The following is an 18,565-nucleotide window of genomic DNA, read 5'->3' as shown; positions in this document are numbered from 1 at the left end:
CATGGTACTGAAGGAGCTGGAGATCCAGGGGTTCAAGAGCTTCCCCGACAAGGTCAAAATCGCCTTCGGTCCGGGCGTCACCGCCGTGGTGGGGCCCAACGGCTCGGGCAAGAGCAACCTGTCCGACGCGGTGCGCTGGGTGCTGGGGGAGACCAGCAGCCGCCAGCTGCGCAGCGCCGGCAAGATGGAGGACGTCATCTTCGGGGGCGCCGCCCGGCGGGGGGCCATGGGCTATGCATCGGTGCGGCTGACGCTGGACAACACCGCCCACACCCTGGACCTGGACGCCGGCGAGGTGACCATCGGGCGGCGGTATTACCGCTCGGGGGACAGCGAGTACACCATCAACGGCCAGGCCTGCCGGCTGAAGGATATCTATGAGCTGCTGCTGGATACCGGCATCGGCCGGGACGGCTACTCGATCATCGGCCAGGGCCGGATCGCCGAGATCGTGGCCGCCAAGGGCAGCGAGCGGCGGGAGATCTTTGAGGACGCCTGCGGCATCGCCCGCTACCGCTACCGCAAGACCGAGGCCGAACACCGGCTGGCCGGGGCCGAAGCCAATCTGGAGCGGCTGCGGGACATTTTGCAGGAACTGGAAAGCCGGGTGGGCCCCCTGGAAAAGGAGGCCGGAAAGGCCCGCGCCTACCTGGAGCTGGCCGCCCGGCGCAAGAGCCTGGAGGTGACGCTCTGGGTGGAGGGCATCCGGGCCGCCCGCGCGGCCATACAGCAGCTGGCCCGGGACTGCGAGACCGCCCAGGCCGCCTACGATCGCCAGGACCAGGCGGACAAGGCCGCCCAGCGGGAGGCTGAGGAGATCCGTATGCAGGCGCAGCGCCTCACGGTGGAGATCGAGCGCCTGAATGGGGATATCCGCAGTATCACCGAACAGATCAGCACCAGCGGCAGCCGCATCGCGGTGCTGGAAAACGACCGCGCCCACGGCCGCCAGAGCGCCGAAGCCCTGCGGCAGGAGCTGGAGCAGGGGCTGTCCGGCCAGCAGGACGCCGCCCGGGAGCTCCAGCGTCAGAAGGACGCCGCCGACGAAGCCGACCGGCAGGCCGAAGCCCTCTCCGGGCAGATCGACAGCCTGGAACAGCAGCTGGCCCAGCTGCAAAGCCGCACCGACGCGGCCAGCGCCCTCGAGGAACAGCTGCGCCGCCGGCTGGCGGAGGCCTCGGCACAGCAGACCGCCGCCCGTGTGGAGGAGGCCGCCGCCGAAGCCGCCCGGCAGGCCGCCGCCGGCCGTCTGCCCGAGGCGCAGGACGCCGCCCGGCAGCAGCAGGCAAAGCTCGCGGAGGACCAGGCCAGCCTGACCGATACGGTGCACTATCTGGAGATGCTGGACAAAAGCCAGAAGCAGCTGGCCAACGTCCGGGCGGGCCTTTCCCTCAAGCTGGCCAGCCGCCAGAAGGCCCTGGCCGCCGCCCGGGAGGAGCAGCAGACGGCAATCCGCAGCCGGGACGCCGCCGCCCAGCGCCTGGCCGTATTGCAGGAACTGGAAAAGAACATGGAGGGCTACCAGCACTCGGTCCGCGCCGTCATGCAGGCGGCCGCCGGGGGACGGCTGCGGGGGATCATCGGGCCGGTGTCCTCCATCCTGACGGTGGAGCCGGGGTGCGAGGTGGCGGTGGAGACCGCCCTGGGGGCCGCCATGCAGAACATCGTGGTGGAAAACGAGGCGGCCGCCAAAGCCGCCATCGCCCTGCTGCGCCAAAAGAACGCGGGCCGCGCCACCTTTCTGCCCCTGGATACCGTCCAGCCCGGGCTGTTCCGGGGGGAACTGCCCCTTTCGGCCCGGCTGGCCAGCAGTCTGGTGCAGGCCGACGCGCGCTACCGGGACGTCGTCTCCCACCTTCTGGGCCGGGTGGTGGTGGTGGAGGACATCCACGCCGCCGGCAAGGCGGCCCGGAGCCTGGGCTACCGCAACCGGGTGGTCACCATGGACGGCCAGGTGGTCAACGCGGGCGGCAGCTTCACCGGCGGCAGCGTACAGCGGTCGGCGGGGCTGTTCACCCGGCGTCAGGAGATCCGGGACCTGGAAAAGAAGATCGCCTCCCTGGAGCAGGACTGCACGGTGGCCGGCGTCCGCGCCGCCCAGTGCAAGAGCCAGGTGGACGCGGTGTCCGCCGACCTGACCGCCGCCCAGGCCGAAGAGCGCACCGCCGCCGACGACCGGCTGCGGGCCGACGCCGAACGCCGGCGTCTGGAACAGGCGGTGCAGCAGGGCCGGGAGGCCGCCGCCCAGGCCGCCGCCCGGGCCGAAGCGCTGGAGGAGGAGATCCGCGCCCGGCAGAAGGACGCCGAAGCCGCGTCCGGGCGCAGGCAGCAGCAGGAAGCCCTGGCCGCCGGTCTGACCCGGCAGCTGGAGCAGCTGAGCGCCGGGGACGATGACTTTGCGGCCCGGCAGTCGGAACTGTCCGGCCGGCTGGAAGCGGCCCGCCTGGAACAGCTGGCCCGCCAAAAGGACGCCGAGCTGTGCCGCAGCCGCATCGCGGACTGGGAAGCCCGCCTCGCGGATGCCGGCGCACGCCGCCGGGAGCTGGAGGAGAACATCCGGCAGCTGGAACAGCAGGACGCCCGCCTTGCCCAGGCCATCGGGCAGGTGCAGGACGAGACGGCCCGCAGCCGGGAGGCCATCCGCCAGAAAGAGGCCGCCATCCGGGATGCGGCGGACCGCCGGCTGGAACAGCAGGCCGCCGAGACCCGGGCCCAGGCCGCCGCCCGGGCCGCCGCCGAGCAGCGGGAGGAGGCCGGCCGTGAGATGGCCCGCCTGTCCGAGCGCAAGAGCGCGGCGGAAGGGGAGTACGACCAGCTGGCCGCCAAGCTCTGGGACGAGTACCAGCTGACCCCCACCGACGCGGCCGGGCTGTGCGTGGACTATTCGTCCATGGCCGCCCTGCGGGCCCAGGTGGCCGAGGTGCGGGGCAGGATCCGCGCCCTGGGCAGCGTCAATGTGGGGGCGGTGGAGGAGTACCAGGAGGTACAGACCCGCTACCAGACCCTGAAAGCCCAGGTGGAGGACGTGCAGCAGAGCAAGGACCGCCTGGTGCGGATGATCGGGGAGCTGAACGGCCAGATGCGGGAGATCTTCAGCCGCAACTTTGCGGCCATCAACCGGCATTTCGGCCAGGCCTTCGCCCAGCTGTTCGGCGGGGGGCAGGCCGCCCTCGCGCTGGAAGACCCCGGCGACGTGCTGGTCAGCGGCATCGAGATCCAGGTCAGCCCGCCGGGCAAGGTGATCCGGAACCTGGAAGCCCTCTCGGGCGGGGAGCGGGCGCTGGTGGCCATCAGCATCTACTTCGCCATCCTGGCGGTCAACCCCTCGCCCTTCTGCATCCTGGACGAGATCGAGGCCGCCCTGGACGACGCCAACGTCACCCGCTTCGCCCAGTATCTGCGGCGGATCAGCGACAAGACCCAGTTCATCGTCATCACCCACCGCCGGGGCACCATGGAGGCCGCCGACGTCCTGTATGGGGTCACCATGCAGGAGGACGGCGTGTCCAAACTGCTCCGGCTGGATCTGGACCATGTGGACGCCAGCCTGGTGTCCTGAACGCACATACATCCCACAAAACGGCAGGAGGTTCCCCTATGGGCCTGTTCGGCAGAAAGAAAGACATAGAAAAAACCAAAGAGAAAATGGAGAACGGCCTCAGAAAGACCCGCACCGGCTTCTGGGGCAGCATCATCAACACCCTCACCGGCGCGGAGATCACCGACGATCTCTACGACGAGCTGGAGGAGCAGCTGATCCTGGCGGACGTGGGGGCCGAAGTGGCCCTGCATCTGGTGGAGCGGCTGCGGGAAGAAGTGAAAGCCCAGCATCTCAAGACCGGCGACCAGGCCATGGACGCGCTGCGGGAGATCCTGCGCCAGGAGATGGAGCCGGAGCGCGAGATGCAGCTGGACGGCCATCCCGCCGTCATCCTGGTGATCGGGGTGAACGGGGTGGGCAAGACCACCAGCATCGCCAAGCTGGCCAGCTACTACCGCGAGCAGGGCCGCCGGGTGATGCTGGCCGCCGGCGACACCTTCCGTGCGGCCGCCAGCGAGCAGCTGGACATCTGGGCCGGACGGGCCGGCGTCCCCATCGTCAAGGCGGGGGAGGGCGCCGACCCGGCGGCGGTCATCTTTGACACCGTCAAGTCGGCCCAGGCCCGGGGCTATGATATGGTCATCGCCGATACGGCCGGACGGCTGCACAACAAGGCCAATCTGATGGCCGAGCTGTCCAAGATCAGCCGCAGCGTCCGCAAGGCCGCCCCCGAGGCCAGCCTGGAGACGCTGCTGGTGCTGGACGCCATCACCGGCCAGAACGCCATCAGCCAGGCCCGGGAATTCTGCCGCGCCGCCGACGCCAGCGGGGTCATCCTGACCAAGCTGGACGGCACCGCCAAGGGCGGATGCGTGGTGGCGGTCAAGCAGCGGCTGGGCCTGCCGGTGCGGTTCATCGGGGTGGGGGAGGCCATCGACGACCTGCTGCCCTTTGATGCGGCGGGCTTCGTGGAGGAGCTGCTGCCCCGGAAATGGAGGAGCTGACCATGAAGATCTGTGCAGCCACCGGCAATCCCGGCAAGCTCAGGGAGCTGCGCCGGATCCTGGAGGCCCAGGGCCACCAGGTGCTCAGCCAGAAGGAGCTGGGATTGGACCTCGACCCGGAGGAGACCGGCTCCACCTTTGCGGAAAACGCGGCCATCAAGGCCGCAGCCTTTGCGGCCGCCAGCCGTCTGCCCACCGTCGCCGACGACTCGGGCCTGTGCGTGGACGCGCTGGATGGCGCGCCGGGCGTGTACAGCGCCCGCTACTGCGGCCGTCACGGGGACGACGAGGCCAACAACGACAAGCTGCTGCGGGTCATGCAGGACCTGCCCGCGGAAAAGCGGGGGGCGAGATTCGTCTCGGCGGTCTGCCTGATGATGCCCGACGGCCGCGCCCTGACCTGCATGGGGGAGTGCCCCGGCCGCGTGGCGTTTGCCCGGCAGCCCGGGGACTACGGCTTTGGCTACGACCCCCTGTTCATCCCCGACGAGCGGGGCGTGCCGGGGGGCGGCAAGCGGCCCAACACCGAACACGACAGCTACGCCCAGCTGACCCCCGAGGAGAAGGACGCCATCAGCCACCGGGGCCGCGCCCTGGAGGAGCTGGAAAAGCGTCTGCCCGCATTTTTGAGCGAGACATAAAAGGAGAGACACCATGCTTACAAGTAAACAGCGCGCCATCCTGCGCGGCAAGGCCAATACCATGGACCCGGTCTTTCAGATCGGCAAGGGGGAGATCGACCAGCCCCTCATCGACGCGGTGAAAAACTGCCTGGACGCCCGGGAGCTGATCAAGCTCAAGGTGCTGGAGACCAGCATGTACAACGCCCGGGAGGCTTCGGTGCTGCTGGCCGAGGCCACCGGCGCCGACTGCGTGCAGGTCATCGGCTCCAAGTTCGTGCTGTATCTGCAAAAGAAAAAGGACAGCGCCTACGCTGACTTGCTGAAATGAAACTGCTGCTGTACGGCGGCACCTTCGACCCGCCCCACAACGGCCATCTGAACAATCTGCGCGCCGCAGCCGGGCGGGTCCGGCCCGACCTGGTGGTGGTGATGCCCGCCGGGGTGCCCCCCCACAAGGCGGCCAGCGCCACCCCGGCCGAGCTGCGGCTGGAGATGTGCCGCTGCTTTTATGCGCTGGAAGGAACGCCCGGCCTGCCCCGGCTGACCGTCAGCGACTGGGAAGTGTGCCAGGCCCGGGAGGGCCGTCGCAACTACACCGTCCTGACGCTGGAGATGCTGGCGGCACGCTGTCCCGGCGCCACCCTCTATCTGACGGTGGGCAGCGATATGCTGGAATCGTTCCGGGCGTGGTACCGCTGGCAGGATATCCTGCGCCTGGCCCGCCTGGTGGTGGTCAGCCGCGAGATCGGGGACGACCCCGCTTTGCACCGGGCGGCCCGCGCCCTGGACCCGTCCGGCAGCCGCATCCTGATGGCGCCGGCCCGGGCCGTGCCGATGGCCAGCAGCGAGATACGCCGGCGCCTGGCTGCCGGCGAGGACTGCGCCGCCGCGCTGCCTTTGCAGGTGCGGCAGGTGATAAGCCGGGAGGGGCTGTACCGGCACCCCGAGCCGCCCGCTCCGCCCCGCCGCTGCCGCCATCCCGGGGAGTCGTAAAAACGCGTCACTGTGTATAGGAAAGGAAGGCTGCTCTATGGATCTTGAGGAAGCAAAGGCCCTGGCCCGCAAACACCTGGGCAACAAGCGCTATCAGCACACCCTGAACGTGGAGGAGATGGCCGTCCGGCTGGCCGGCCGCTATGGGGCCGACCCGCACAAGGCCGCTCTGGCCGCCCTGCTGCACGATACCGCCAAGGAGATGCCCACCGCCCGGCAGCTGGAGCTGCTGCGCCAGTACCCGGATCTCGCCGGCGACACCGAGAACCGCCCCACCCCCGTGTGGCACGGGGTGTGCGCCGCCATCCTGGCCCAGACCCAGTGGGGGGTCACCGACCCCGAGATCCTCTCGGCGGTGGCCTGCCACACCACCGGCAAGCCGGGGATGTCCCTGCTGGACAAGATCCTCTACCTGGCCGACATGACCTGCGCCGAGCGGGACTTTGAAGGGGTGGAGCAGCTGCGCCGGCTGGAGTTCGAGGACATCGACCGGGCCATGCTGGCCGCCCTGGAACAGTCGGTGGGCTTTGTCCGGCACGGGGGGCGGCCGCTGGACCCCATGTCCGCCGCCACCCTCGAGGACATCCGGAAGACGGCGGCCCAAAAGGACGGAAAGGTGAAGGTTTGATAAAACGGATTGCAGATTCCGCCCGAGAATGCTATACTACTAAAAGACTGTGCCGCCCGCTTGGGCGGCAACGACACACAGCCTGTGCACACAGGCCCCTGAAGGAGACTGGACTATGAGTGGAACGCCCCGCCGTATCAATACAGACCGTTCACTGGGCATGCCTTCTCCGGGGGGCAGCGCCAGTGGCGGCGGCGTGCCGCCCCGCCCCCCCGTGCCGCCCCAGGCAGACGCACCCCAGGAGGACGACGGCCAGAGCTTTTTCCGGCCCCAGCCCGGGGACGCCGTGCCCCGGCCCCGGCAGGAGCCAGCGCACAGCGCTCCGGACCAGGACCCGCCGCGCGGCAAGGAGCCGCCCCGCCATTCATCCGGGGGCAAAAAGGGCGGCGGCAAAAAGAAAAAGCGCCGCCGTTCCCCCCTGTGGCTGCCGTTGGCGGTGGTGCTGGGCTGTATGGCCCTCATCGGCTGCGGGGTGATCTACGCGGTGAACTACGTCAGCCGGATCCAGGAGAGCATCCGCCCCGAGTCGGACGCCCCCTCCATCGTGGAGGAGATCCAGACGCTGGAGGAGTACAAGGGGGATGTGGTGAACATCCTGGTCTGCGGCATCGACTATGAGGAGGGCCGGGGCTACGGCGCCGACGGCAGCAACGACGGCATGACCGACATGATCCTCTACTGCCAGTTCGATATCAAGAACGGCGCGCTGCGGATGCTGCAGATCCCCCGCAACACCCTGGTGACCACCGGGAACCGCACCGTCACCCTCTCCAGCGGCAAGACCTACCGCGCCTCCAACTACCAGATCAACTCGGTGGCCCTGTCCAACGGCGGCAGCATCGCCGCCCTGGCCGAGGTGATCTACGACCAGTACAAGCTGCCGGTGGACTACTACGTCTCGATCAATATGCAGGCCCTCACCGAAGTGGTGGACAACTTCGGCGGCATCGAGGTGTATATCCCCCACGATATGGAGTACAACGGCAGCTACCTGGCCAAGGGCTACCGCAACCTGGACGGCGCGTCGGCCGAGTTCTTTGTGCGCAACCGGCACGGGGAAGGGTACGAGAACTCGGACATCGACCGGCTGAATATGCAGCGGTATTTCTATGCGGCCCTGTTCAAGCGGGCCCGCTCGATGGGCATTCAGGATATCCTCAACCAGATGCCCATCATTTTCAACAACTATATCGAGACGGATATGGACCTGGTCACCCTGGGCAAGCTGGCGGTCTCCTTCATGCGGATCGACAGCGCCAACATCATGATCGCCCAGACGCCGGTCTTTTCGGGCGGCGTGCCCTACATCGGGGCCACCGAGACCTCTGCGGGCTACTCCTGCGTGGTGCCCGACGCCGGCTCCATCGCCGAGCTGCTGAACACCTATTTCCGCACCTACACCGGCCCGGTGAGCGAAGAAGAACTGAACCTGGTCACCGACGACTGGCCGCACGGCTCGATCTCCACCAGCGCCAACATCCAGTTTGTGGGCCAGCTGGACAAGGAATCGGACGACGCCATCCTGGAAGGTGACACCGATGTGCAGGGCGCCGTGACCACCGACGGCCAGCCCGCAGGGGCGGGCCAGCAGCCGGCCGCCTGACCGATCCAAACGAAACTGTTCAAAGAAAGGGAGCTTATGGAAAACCTGAACGACAGCAAGAACCTTGCCATCCGCATTGCCAAGATCCTGGACAAGAAAAAGGCCCAGCAGCTCCGGGTGCTCAAGGTGCAAGATCTGACGGTGCTGACCGATTATTTTGTCATCGCGTCGGGCACCTCCACCACCCAGGTGGCCGCTCTGGCCGACGAGGTGCAGTACCAGCTGTCCCAGCAGGGGGTGGAGCCCTACCACACCGAGGGCTTCGACTCCAAAAACTGGATCCTGCTGGACTATTCCGGGGTGATCGTCCACGTCTTTGTGCCGGGCACCCGCACCTATTACGACCTGGAGCACCTGTGGGCCGACGCCGAGACGGTGGACGTCTCGGCCTGGCTGGAGGAGGCCGGCGGGGCGGACGAGGACGCCGGGGCCGCACAGTGACCGCTGTGGGGAAAGTCTTATAAAGTGAAGTAAAACGGGAGCTGATTGCAAGATGAAGTACGATTTCAAAGCCGTCGAGGCCAAGTGGCAGAAGGTCTGGGAGGACGAAAAGACCTTCCACGCCGAGATCGATCCCCAAAAACCCAAGTTCTACGCCCTGGTGGAGTTCCCTTACCCCTCCGCCGCCGGGCTGCATGTGGGCCATCCCCGCAGCTACACCGCCCTGGACGTGGTGGCCCGCCGCCGCCGCCAGTGCGGGTACAATGTGCTGTATCCGATGGGCTGGGACGCCTTTGGCCTGCCCACCGAAAACTACGCCATGAAGAACCACATCCATCCGGCCATCGTCACCAAGAAGAATGTGGACCGCTTCCGCGCCCAGCTCAAGAGCCTGGGCTTCTCCTTCGACTGGGACCGTGAGATCAACACCACCGATCCCGAATACTACAAGTGGACCCAGTGGATCTTTTTGCAGCTGTACAAGCACGGCCTGGCCTACAAGAAAGAGATGAACGTCAACTGGTGCACCGGCTGCAAGTGCGTGCTGGCCAACGAAGAAGTGGTCAACGGCGTGTGCGAGCGGTGCGGCAGCGAGGTGGTGCACCGGGTCAAGAGCCAGTGGATGCTGAAGATCACCGACTACGCCGACAAGCTGATCGACGGGCTGGACGGCCTGGACTACATCGACCGCGTGGTCACCCAGCAGAAAAACTGGATCGGCCGCAGCTACGGCGCCGAGATCGACTTCGGCACCACCACCGGCGACACCCTGACCGTCTACACCACCCGCTGCGACACCCTGTTCGGCGCCACCTACATGGTGCTGTCCCCCGAGAACAGCCTGCTGGCCCGCTGGATGGAGGAGGGCGTCATCCGCAACGCGGACGAGGTCAAGGCCTACCAGGCTGAGGCCGCCCGCAAGAGCGACTTTGAGCGCACCGAGATCAACAAGGAAAAGACCGGCGTGCGGCTGGACGGCGTCATGGGCATCAACCCGGTCAACGGCAAGCAGATCCCCATCTTCATCTCGGACTATGTCCTGGCCACCTACGGCACCGGCGCCATCATGGCGGTGCCGGCCCACGACAGCCGCGACTGGGAGTTCGCCAAAAAGTTCGGCCTGCCCATCGTCGAGGTGGTCAAGGGCAAGACGCCCTCCGACCTGGACAAAGAGGCCTTCACCGACGTGGCCACCGGCACCCTGGTCAACTCCGGCTTCCTGGACGGGCTGTCGGTCACCGACGCCAAGGAAAAGATGGCCGCCTGGCTGGAGGAGAACGGCAAGGGCCACAAGAAGGTCAACTACAAGCTGCGGGACTGGGTGTTCAGCCGCCAGCGCTACTGGGGCGAGCCCATCCCGATGGTCAAGTGCGACAAGTGCGGCTGGCAGCCCCTGCCCGAGAGCAGCCTGCCTCTGACTTTGCCCGACATCGTGGACTTTGAGCCGGGCCCCGACGGCGAGAGCCCCCTGGCCCGCCACACCGACTGGGTCAAGACCACCTGTCCCTGCTGCGGCGGCCCCGCCGTGCGGGAGACCGATACCATGCCCCAGTGGGCCGGTTCCTCGTGGTATTTCCTGCGGTATATGGACCCCCACAACCAGGACGCCCTGGCCTCCAAAGAGGCCCTGGAATACTGGTCTCCGGTGGACTGGTACAACGGCGGCATGGAGCACACCACCCTGCATCTGCTGTACAGCCGGTTCTGGCACAAGTTCCTGTATGACATCGGCGTGGTGCCCACCGCAGAGCCCTACCAGAAGCGCACCTCCCACGGCATGATCCTGGGACTCAACCCCCACAACTTTGCAAACCTCCCCGCCGACGAGCAGAAGGCCCTGCTGGAGCAGTACGGCAACCAGAAGGCCGCCGAGCGCGCCCTGGAGGAGAAGTACGGCGAGATGGCCCGGCACCCGGTGGTCAAGATGTCCAAAAGCCTGGGCAACGTGGTCAACCCCGACGACGTGGTGGCCGCCTACGGCGCCGACACCATGCGGCTGTACGAGATGTTCATGGGCGACTTTGAACAGGCGGCGCCCTGGCAGACTTCGGCCATTGCGGGCTGCAACCGCTTTTTGGACCGCGTCTGGGGCCTGTCCGAGAAGCTGGTGGAGGGCGAGGGCTACCGTCCCGCCATCGAGACCCTGATGCACCAGACCATCAAGAAGGTGGGCGCCGACATCGAGGGCCTCAAGATGAACACCGCCATCGCCCAGCTGATGACCCTGGTCAACGCCCTGTACGACAACGGCGGCGCCACCCGGGCCGAGTTCGAGACCCTGGTGCAGCTGCTCAACCCCTTTGCCCCCCACATGACCGAGGAGCTGTGGGAGAAGCTGGGCCACACCCACGACCAGCAGCTGGCCTATTACCCCTGGCCCGCCTACGACGAGGCCAAGTGCGTGGAGGCAACGGTGGAGATCGCCGTGCAGGTGAACGGCAAGGTCAAGGCGCGCCTGACCGTGCCCGCCGACATCACCGCCGACGACGCCATCGCCCAGGCCAAAGCCGAGCCGGCGGTGGCCGCCGCCCTGGCCGGCAAGACCCTGGTCAAGGAGATCTACGTCAAGGGACGGCTGGTCAATCTGGCGGCCAAGGGCTGAAAAGCGCCAAACCGGAGCGCGGCGTTTTCACGAATTGTTAAGAAACCGGCCCGGAAAAACTTTGATAAAAAGGTTGACTGAAACGCGAAAATGCGCTATACTGTCTCTGTTAGTTACTCTGTAACAACGAAATTCCCGCCTCACGGTCCAAGGGAGGGATAAGATGTCGGAAATTCGTGTTAAAGAGGGCGAGTCGCTGGAAAGCGCACTGCGTCGCTTTAAGCGGAGCACCGCCCGCAGTGGCGTGCTCGCAGAGGTTCGTAAGCGCGAGGCTTACGAGAAGCCCTCTGTTCGCCGCAAGAAGAAGTCGGAAGCGGCCCGCAAGCGCAAGTACAAGTAATTGAGCTTTGCCCACGGTCCAAAGGACCGCTGCGTTGCTAACGCCGATGTGGGAGAACCCCGTGCGGGTTCTCCCATTTTTGTTGCACGGAAGGAGCAGCCCTATGCTGATCACCCCCGAGTATGTCTTTCAGGATGTCACCCACATCACCCCCGCCTTTCTGGCGCAGAAGGGGGTGCGGGCCCTGGTGCTGGATATCGACAACACCCTCACCGGCGACCGCAGCCAGGAGCTGAGCGCCGACGTGGCCGCCTGGCTGGAGGCCATGCGGCAGGCGGGGGTGGGCCTGACGCTGGTGTCCAACGGCTCCCGCCGCCGCGTGGAACCCTTTGCACGCCGCCTGGGCCTTGCGTATATCTCCCGCTCGGCCAAGCCCCTGCCCTTTGGGCTGATGGCGGCCCGCCGCCGTCTGGGGGTGTCCCGGCGGCAGATGGCGATGGTGGGGGACCAGCTGTACGCCGACCGCCTGGCCGCCGCCCTCTACGGCATCCCGGCCCTGATGGTGGTGCCCCGGGGCCCCGACCTGGGGGCGCAGGTGCGCCTCAAGCGCAAGTGGGAGCGCCGCCACTGGCAAGCCTACTACGACAAAGGAGGAAAACTGCTGTGACACAGCCCCGCATCCGCTTTGGCCCCGCCGGCATGGGGGACAGCTTTGCCGGCATGGGCTACAAGAACAGCCTGGACATCCCCGCCTATACGGCGCAGTTCGGGCTGGACGCCTTCGAGTACCAGTGCGGGCACGGAGTGCGTCTGGGAGAGGACAAGGCCCGGCAGATGGCCGCCCTGGCGGCCGAAAAGGGGGTGCTGTTCAGCGTGCACGCCCCCTACTACATCAGCATGTCCAGCCTGGAGGAGGAAAAGCGCCTGGGCAGCATCCGCTACCTGCTCCAGAGCTGCGCGGTCTGCCGGGCGCTGGGGGGCAGGCGGGTGATCTTCCATCCGGGCAGCTGCGGCAAGCAGAGCCGTGCCGACGCCCTGGACAAGGCGATGGACACCCTGCGCCGCGCGATGGAGGCCCTGGATGAGGCCGGCTACGGGGACATGACCCTCTGCCCCGAGACGATGGGCAAGATCGGCCAGCTGGGCGATCTGGAGGAGGTGCTGGCCCTGTGCAGCGTAGACCGCCGCCTTGTGCCCTGCATCGACTTCGGGCACCTGAACGCCCGCACCCTGGGCGGCATCCGGAGCCAGGCGGACTACGCCGCCATCCTGGACCGGATGGGCGAGGCTTTGGGGGACGAGCGGGCCAGCCGGTTCCATGTCCACTTCTCCCGCATCGAGTTTTCGGCGGGGGGAGAAAAGCGCCACTGGACGCTGGCCGACACCCAGTACGGCCCCGAGCCGCAGCCGCTGATGGAGCTGCTGGCACGGCGGGGCCTTGCCCCCACCATCATCTGCGAAAGCGCCGGCACCCAGGCTGAGGACGCCGCCGCGCTGCGCCGGATGTGGCGCGCCGGGGAGCAAAAAGAGCTGTGAGAGCGCTTTTTGCCCTGTTTTTTGCCGAAACCCCTTGCCAAACAATGCGCAATTGGGTACAATATTCATAGATATGCGTGAGCATGAGATACTAAATTGATGGAGGAATTCCTTATGATTTCTGCAGGCGAATTTCGCAATGGCGTGACCTTTGAGCAGGACGGCCAGGTTCTCCAGGTCGTTGAGTTCCAGCACGTCAAGCCCGGCAAGGGCGCGGCCTTTGTCCGCACCAAGACCAAGAACGTCATCACCGGCGCGGTCATCGAGACCAGCTATAACCCCACCGCCAAGTTCCCCCAGGCGTTCATCGAGCGCCGTGAGGTGACTTACAGCTACCAGGACGGCGATCTGTACCACTTCATGGACAACGAGACCTACGACGACATCCCCGTCAACGCCAGCGACGTGCCCGACAACTTCAAGTTCTGCAAGGAGAACGAAGTGTGCAAGCTGCTGAGCTACAAGGGCAAGGTGTTCAGCGTCGAGATCCCCAACTTCATCGAGCTGACCGTCACCGAGACCGAGCCGGGCATTCGCGGCAACACCGCCACCAACACCCTGAAGCCCGCTACCGTTGAGACCGGCGCCACCCTGCGTGTGCCTCTGTTCATCAACGAGGGCGACGTGATCCGCATCGATACCCGTACCGGCGAGTATATGGAGCGCGTCTGAGTCGGAACCCAGAATGCAGCCGGGCTTGCGGCGTCTGCCGCCGGTCCGGCTTTTTGAATCGGCGGGCGTCCCGGCGCCCCTGGCTGGAGGGATAGAGTATGGAACTTGTTGAAAAAGCTGCCTATTTGCAGGGCCTGCTGGAGGGCCTGGGGGTGGACGAATCCACCCGCGAGGGAAAGATCTTCCACGCGATGGGCGATCTGCTGGCCGAGATGGCCGCCAGCATGAAGGCGATGGAGCAGGATATCACCCAGGCGGAGGACCAGCTGGAGCTGCTGCGCGGCGACGTGGAGGAGCTGCAGTCCGACGTGTACGAGGACGAGGACGACGCCGATGCGCCCTGCTACGAGGTGGACTGCCCCGGCTGCGGCGAGACGGTGTATGTCACGGAGGAGGACCTGGACGCAGGGGAGGCTTTCTGCCCGAACTGCGGCTGCACCTTTGAGGTGGCCCTGGAGGACGAGGCCGAAGACAGCGAGGAAGCCGGCGGCGATGGGCAGGAGCAGGCCCAGTATGAGGTGACCTGCCAGGCCTGCGGCGCGGTGAACGTGCTGGACGAGGACACCCTGCTGTCGGGCAAGGCCCGCTGCGGCAGCTGCGGCCGCCCCCTGGAGATCGATCTGCCCGGCCAGGAGGACTGAGCCGCCCCCATACACTGCAAAAACAAAACCCCTGCGGAGCGTATGGCTCTGCAGGGGATTTTTTTGCGTGGGCGCGGTCAGCGGAGGGCGGCCAGGGCTTTTTCGAGCCAGATGGCGCCGATATCCAAAGCGTTGTACAGCCCATGCCGCACCGACTGGCGGGCTGTGCGCTCCTTGATGGATTTGGACAGGTCGGTGGACAAAAGCGTCACCTGCACCTTGTCGGGCAGTTCCGTCCCGTCTACCGGGGCGGTGGTCAGGATCTGGAGATGCAGGACATAGGGATCGGTCATCCAGCCGTAATAGAGCTCATTGTCCTTGCGGACGAGGGGCTTGCCTTTATAGGTCATTTTGGGTTTGTAGGACATTCCAAAGCCTCCCTTGTTTATTTTTGAAGTCTGCGGCAGGGCCAGGCTGTCCGGCCCCGCCGCCGAAAGAATCCGATACATCTTAGTATAACATAAAAGCAAGAGTATTACAAATGATAAATCGGTGCAAGGCCGGCCCAAACGAAACCGCCCCGTGCTCAAACGAAACCGCCCCGTGCTTGCGGCGGCACAGGGCGGTCCATTTTGCGGTATTCGGTTTGGTATGAGGAGGAATCATGTGTTACAGGGGGCGGTTGCGGCCCCGCCGTTCCTGTGAGTATAGGATACCAAAGATTTATACATAAACTGTTTTGAATCTATGAATCTTTTGTAAACTCTCCTTTGGGGCCAAACAGCGCACATACGCGGTTATTCGGGGGCTTTCATGCTCTCCACCATGCTGATGGCCCGCACCTGGCGGCGCATCATGCGGCAGACGGCCACCGTGAACAGCAGCGTCAGCGCCACGCTGTACACAAAGCTGGTGGGCTCGAGGCTGCGGATGAACATCATCTGCTCCGACTCCACCGTCCGGATGACGAACTGGTGCATGGGCGCGCCAATGGCGAGGCCCACAGCGGCGCCGATGACGCTGAGCAGCTCGATCTCCCGGAAGATGTAGCGGTAGACCTCCTTGTCGAAGAAGCCCAGGACCTTGATGGTGGCCAGCTCCTTTTTGCGCTCGCCGATGTTGACGCTGATGAGGTTGTACAGCACCACTGCGGCCAGGGCCGCCGCACAGACGATGATGAGCAGGACCACATAGTTGATGCAGGCGATGGTGCTGTCGTACATGGCGGCGCTGTCGGCGGTGAAGGCGGTGCTGGAGACGTAGTTGCAGCCCAGCAGCACGGTGCTCAGGGTCTGGCGCTGGGTCTCCGAGCTGCAGCTGGTGACGGCGTACACCGTATTCCAGGCGGGGGAGTCCACCAGGACCTCCAGGGTCTCCTGGGTGACGTAGAGGTAAGCGCCCAGGTAGTTCTCGGTCACGCCGGTCAGGGTCAGGGGCAGATAGGAGGCGCCGGTGCCCTGCACCCAGACGGTGTCCCCGGCCTCCACGCCCAGCAGCTCGGCGGTCTTTTCGCTCAGCACCACGCTGCCCTGGGTGAAGATGAGGGGGCTGCCGCCGTTTTGCAGGGTGAAATACTCGGTCAGCTTCTGGGGCTCCTGGGCGGCCACCAGGGTGACGCTCAGCTCGCCGGCGCCGGCGGCATCCTCCGCCACCGTGACGGTGCGGGTGTAGAAGGCGCCCCAGCTCTCCACCTCATCCCGGGCGGCCAGGGTGTCGGTGAGGCCGCCCTCCAGCTCGAGGGCCTTGTCGCTGCTCAGGGAGATGGACAGGTCGGCCTTCTGGATGGAGCCGTACTGCCGGCTGACGATCTCCACGATGGAGTCCTGCAGGCCAAAGCCGATCAGCAGCAGGGCGGTGCAGCCCGCCACGCCCAGCACGGTCATGTAAAAGCGCTTTTTGTAGCGGAACATATTGCGGGCGGTGGTCTTTTGGGAGAAGCTCATCCGGCGCCACAGGGGCTTGACCCGCTCCAGGAAGATCCGCTTGCCTGCGGCGGGGGCGCGGGGCAGAAGCAGGGCGGCGGGCTTTTCCCGCAGGGATACGCGGCAGGCCGCCAGGGTGGTCAGGCCCACCACGCCGATGCTGATGACCACGCTCAGGACGGCCAGCAGGGGATAGACCCGCAGCCGGAAGGTGGGCAGGTCGAACACGGTGGAGTAGGCCCACCAGATGACCGACGGCACCCCGAAGAAGCCCAGCAGCATACCCGCGATGCAGCCCAGCAGGCCGGCGGTGGTGCCGTAGACCAGGTACTTGGCGGTGATCTCCCGGTCGGTGTAGCCCAGGGCCTTGAAGGTGCCCATCTGGGTGCGGTTCTCCTCCACCATGCGGGTCATGGTGGTGCTGGCCACCAGGGCCGCCACCAGGAAGAAGAAGACGGGGAACACCCGGGCGATGGACTCGATGCGGTCGGCGTTCTGTCCAAAGAACACGATGGACACCACGCTGTTGCGGTCCAGCACATACCACTCGCCGGATGCGATGTCGTCCACCTGCTCCTCCGCGTCGGCCAGCTGCCTGCGCGCGTCGGCCAGCTGGGCTTCGGCCTGGGCCTTCTGGGTCTCAAATTCGGCCGCGCCCTCCTGGTACTGCTGCCAGCCCTCGTCCAGCTGCCGGCGTGCGGCCTCCAGCTGGGCCTGGGCCGCGTCAAAGGCGGTGAAGGCCTCTGCGTTGCCGGTGTTCAGGGCCAGCTGCCCTTCCAGCACCTGCAGCTTCATCTGGCGCAGGGCGGCTTCGGCTTCGGCCACCAGCTCCTCGTTGGAGAGGTTGGGGGAGGAGATCAGCCCCTGGGCATACATCTGCTGTTTGCCCGCGTCCAGCTGGGCCTGGTAATCGGCCAGCTGCTGGTAGGTGGAATCGTACAGGGCCTGGGCCCGGTTGAGGATGTCCCGCAGCTCCACATAGTTGACGTCGTCCGGCTCGGCTTCCTCCAGGGCGGTCTCGGCGTTGTGCAGGATGTCCTCCGCATAGCCCAGCAGGGGATCGGCCACCCCCTTGAGGGTGACCAGCTGCTTGATCTGTTCCAGCTGCGCTTCAAAGTCCAGCACCTGGGCCTGGGCGGCCACCAGCTGGTCTGCGCCGCTGGCCATATTGCCGGGCAGGGCGGCCTTCTGGGCTTCCAGCTGGGCCGTGCCGCTCTGGTATTCGGCCTCGCCCGCCTCCAGCTGGGCTTTCGCCTCGTCCAGCTGATCCTGGGCGTCGGCCAGCTGGGCTTCGGCGTCGGCGGCCTGCTGCTCGAACTCGGCCCGGGCGTCGTCCAGCTGGTCCTGGGCCTGCTGGATCAGGTCCTGACGGCGCTGCCGGGCCTGGGCGCCGGCAATGGCTTCCAGACGGTCCATCACCGCCTGTACGGCGTTCTGGTATTCGTCGGAATCGTTGTCGTACGGACCGGCCCCCGCCGCCTTGATGTAACAGGTGGTATAGTAATCCATCGTCAGGCTGCCGTCCGCCACATAGGCCGCCAGGCCCAGGGCGCCGTTGCCGGCGGTGGTGCTCTCGGTCTCGGTGGAGAAATAGAGGGGGTCGGTGACAAAGCCCACCACCGTGAGGGTCTGGGCGGACAGGTCGTCCGCGCCCGACGAGAAGGTGATGACGTCCCCCAGCCGGATGCTGCCCGCCGCGCCCTGGTCCAGCACCTGGACGGCGCATTCCCCGGCGGATCCGGGCAGACGGCCCTCCTCCAGCACCAGGCGGTTCATGTTGGCGTCCTCCTGCAGGGTGGGGTAGACCGGCAGCTGCTGGACCCGGATGGCCAGGGTGCTGCCGCCGCGATAGCTGCCCTCGCAGTCCACCGACTTGACGGGCATCACGGCCTCGACCCCTTCCACCGCCGCGATGGCGTCGATGTCCGACTGCCCCAGGCCCAATGTGGACACCACCCGGATGTCAAAGACGTTCTGCTGGGCATACCAGGTCTGGCCGGCCCGGCGCATACCGGGGGCCACGCTGAGCAGGCCCGACAGCATCATGACGCCCAGCAGTACGATGCCGAACAGGGAGGCAAAGCGGCTTTTGTTGGCGGCGAGTTCCCGCCACATATTTTTGCGATAGGTCTTTTTCAC

At 66.2% G+C, this 18,565-nt stretch carries 16 protein-coding genes; 14 read left to right on the top strand and 2 right to left on the bottom strand.

The features are described 5' to 3' along the window. The first annotated feature begins 1 nt into the window (after position 1). From smc to B5G12_RS05965, 14 genes are all read left to right on the top strand, one after another. Positions 2 to 3,559, top strand: coding sequence for a chromosome segregation protein SMC (smc, locus tag B5G12_RS06030; RefSeq protein WP_087324258.1), 3,558 nt, complete (start codon positions 2 to 4; stop codon positions 3,557 to 3,559). A 38-nt stretch (positions 3,560 to 3,597) separates the two neighbouring features. After that, positions 3,598 to 4,545, top strand: a complete 948-nt coding sequence (gene ftsY / locus B5G12_RS06025) for a signal recognition particle-docking protein FtsY (RefSeq protein WP_087324257.1) — start codon at positions 3,598 to 3,600, stop codon at positions 4,543 to 4,545. Positions 4,546 to 4,547: 2 nt separating this feature from the next. Then, positions 4,548 to 5,186 carry an RdgB/HAM1 family non-canonical purine NTP pyrophosphatase gene (gene rdgB, locus B5G12_RS06020; protein WP_087232448.1) on the top strand — a complete coding sequence of 213 codons (639 nt, stop codon included), beginning with the start codon at positions 4,548 to 4,550 and terminating at the stop codon, positions 5,184 to 5,186. A 13-nt stretch (positions 5,187 to 5,199) separates the two neighbouring features. Further along, the gene (locus B5G12_RS06015; protein ID WP_087232368.1) at positions 5,200 to 5,496 is read left to right on the top strand and encodes a YhbY family RNA-binding protein; all 297 of its coding nucleotides are present in this window, start codon (positions 5,200 to 5,202) and stop codon (positions 5,494 to 5,496) included. Then, the gene (gene nadD / locus B5G12_RS06010; RefSeq protein WP_087324256.1) at positions 5,493 to 6,161 is read left to right on the top strand and encodes a nicotinate (nicotinamide) nucleotide adenylyltransferase; all 669 of its coding nucleotides are present in this window, start codon (positions 5,493 to 5,495) and stop codon (positions 6,159 to 6,161) included. Before B5G12_RS06015 ends, nadD begins: the two co-directional genes overlap by 4 nt. Before the next feature lie 37 nt (positions 6,162 to 6,198). Further along, the gene (yqeK, locus tag B5G12_RS06005) at positions 6,199 to 6,789 is read left to right on the top strand and encodes a bis(5'-nucleosyl)-tetraphosphatase (symmetrical) YqeK (RefSeq protein WP_087324255.1); all 591 of its coding nucleotides are present in this window, start codon (positions 6,199 to 6,201) and stop codon (positions 6,787 to 6,789) included. 115 nt (positions 6,790 to 6,904) lie between these two features. Beyond that, entirely contained in the window at positions 6,905 to 8,392 is a 1,488-nt protein-coding gene (locus tag B5G12_RS06000; RefSeq protein ID WP_242955956.1) for an LCP family protein, read from the top strand. A 36-nt stretch (positions 8,393 to 8,428) separates the two neighbouring features. After that, positions 8,429 to 8,833, top strand: a complete 405-nt coding sequence (rsfS, locus tag B5G12_RS05995) for a ribosome silencing factor (RefSeq protein ID WP_087324254.1) — start codon at positions 8,429 to 8,431, stop codon at positions 8,831 to 8,833. Between the two features lie 52 nt (positions 8,834 to 8,885). Next, on the top strand, positions 8,886 to 11,435 hold the full coding sequence (leuS, locus tag B5G12_RS05990) for a leucine--tRNA ligase (protein ID WP_087324253.1): 2,550 nt from the start codon (positions 8,886 to 8,888) through the stop codon (positions 11,433 to 11,435). 163 nt (positions 11,436 to 11,598) lie between these two features. Next, the gene (gene rpsU / locus B5G12_RS05985; protein ID WP_087170910.1) at positions 11,599 to 11,775 is read left to right on the top strand and encodes a 30S ribosomal protein S21; all 177 of its coding nucleotides are present in this window, start codon (positions 11,599 to 11,601) and stop codon (positions 11,773 to 11,775) included. Between the two features lie 103 nt (positions 11,776 to 11,878). Then, positions 11,879 to 12,382, top strand: a complete 504-nt coding sequence (locus B5G12_RS05980; RefSeq protein ID WP_087232383.1) for a YqeG family HAD IIIA-type phosphatase — start codon at positions 11,879 to 11,881, stop codon at positions 12,380 to 12,382. A gap of 32 nt (positions 12,383 to 12,414) precedes the next feature. Further along, positions 12,415 to 13,251 (top strand): TIM barrel protein, encoded by an 837-nt coding sequence (locus tag B5G12_RS05975; protein WP_164474876.1) that lies wholly within the window; start codon positions 12,415 to 12,417, stop codon positions 13,249 to 13,251. Between the two features lie 114 nt (positions 13,252 to 13,365). After that, positions 13,366 to 13,923: an elongation factor P gene (gene efp / locus B5G12_RS05970; RefSeq protein ID WP_087232388.1), complete on the top strand. Its 558-nt coding sequence runs from the start codon at positions 13,366 to 13,368 to the stop codon at positions 13,921 to 13,923. A 98-nt stretch (positions 13,924 to 14,021) separates the two neighbouring features. Further along, a complete protein-coding gene (locus B5G12_RS05965) occupies positions 14,022 to 14,564 on the top strand; it encodes a CD1247 N-terminal domain-containing protein (protein ID WP_087232391.1) in 543 nt (180 codons plus the stop codon). Positions 14,565 to 14,641: 77 nt separating this feature from the next. Here B5G12_RS05965 and B5G12_RS05960 read toward each other — a convergent pair whose 3' ends face one another. Together B5G12_RS05960 and B5G12_RS05955 are read right to left on the bottom strand one after the other, a co-directional pair. After that, positions 14,642 to 14,932: a hypothetical protein gene (locus B5G12_RS05960; protein ID WP_087232394.1), complete on the bottom strand. Its 291-nt coding sequence runs from the start codon at positions 14,930 to 14,932 to the stop codon at positions 14,642 to 14,644. 369 nt (positions 14,933 to 15,301) lie between these two features. Beyond that, positions 15,302 to 18,565, bottom strand: a complete 3,264-nt coding sequence (locus B5G12_RS05955; RefSeq protein WP_242955955.1) for an FtsX-like permease family protein — start codon at positions 18,563 to 18,565, stop codon at positions 15,302 to 15,304.

This window comes from Faecalibacterium sp. An58 (assembly GCF_002161515.1).
Taxonomy (GTDB): domain Bacteria; phylum Bacillota; class Clostridia; order Oscillospirales; family Ruminococcaceae; genus Faecalibacterium; species Faecalibacterium avium.
The sequence above is the reverse complement of the archived record's forward strand: the minus strand, read 5'-3'. Positions and strand labels throughout refer to the sequence as shown.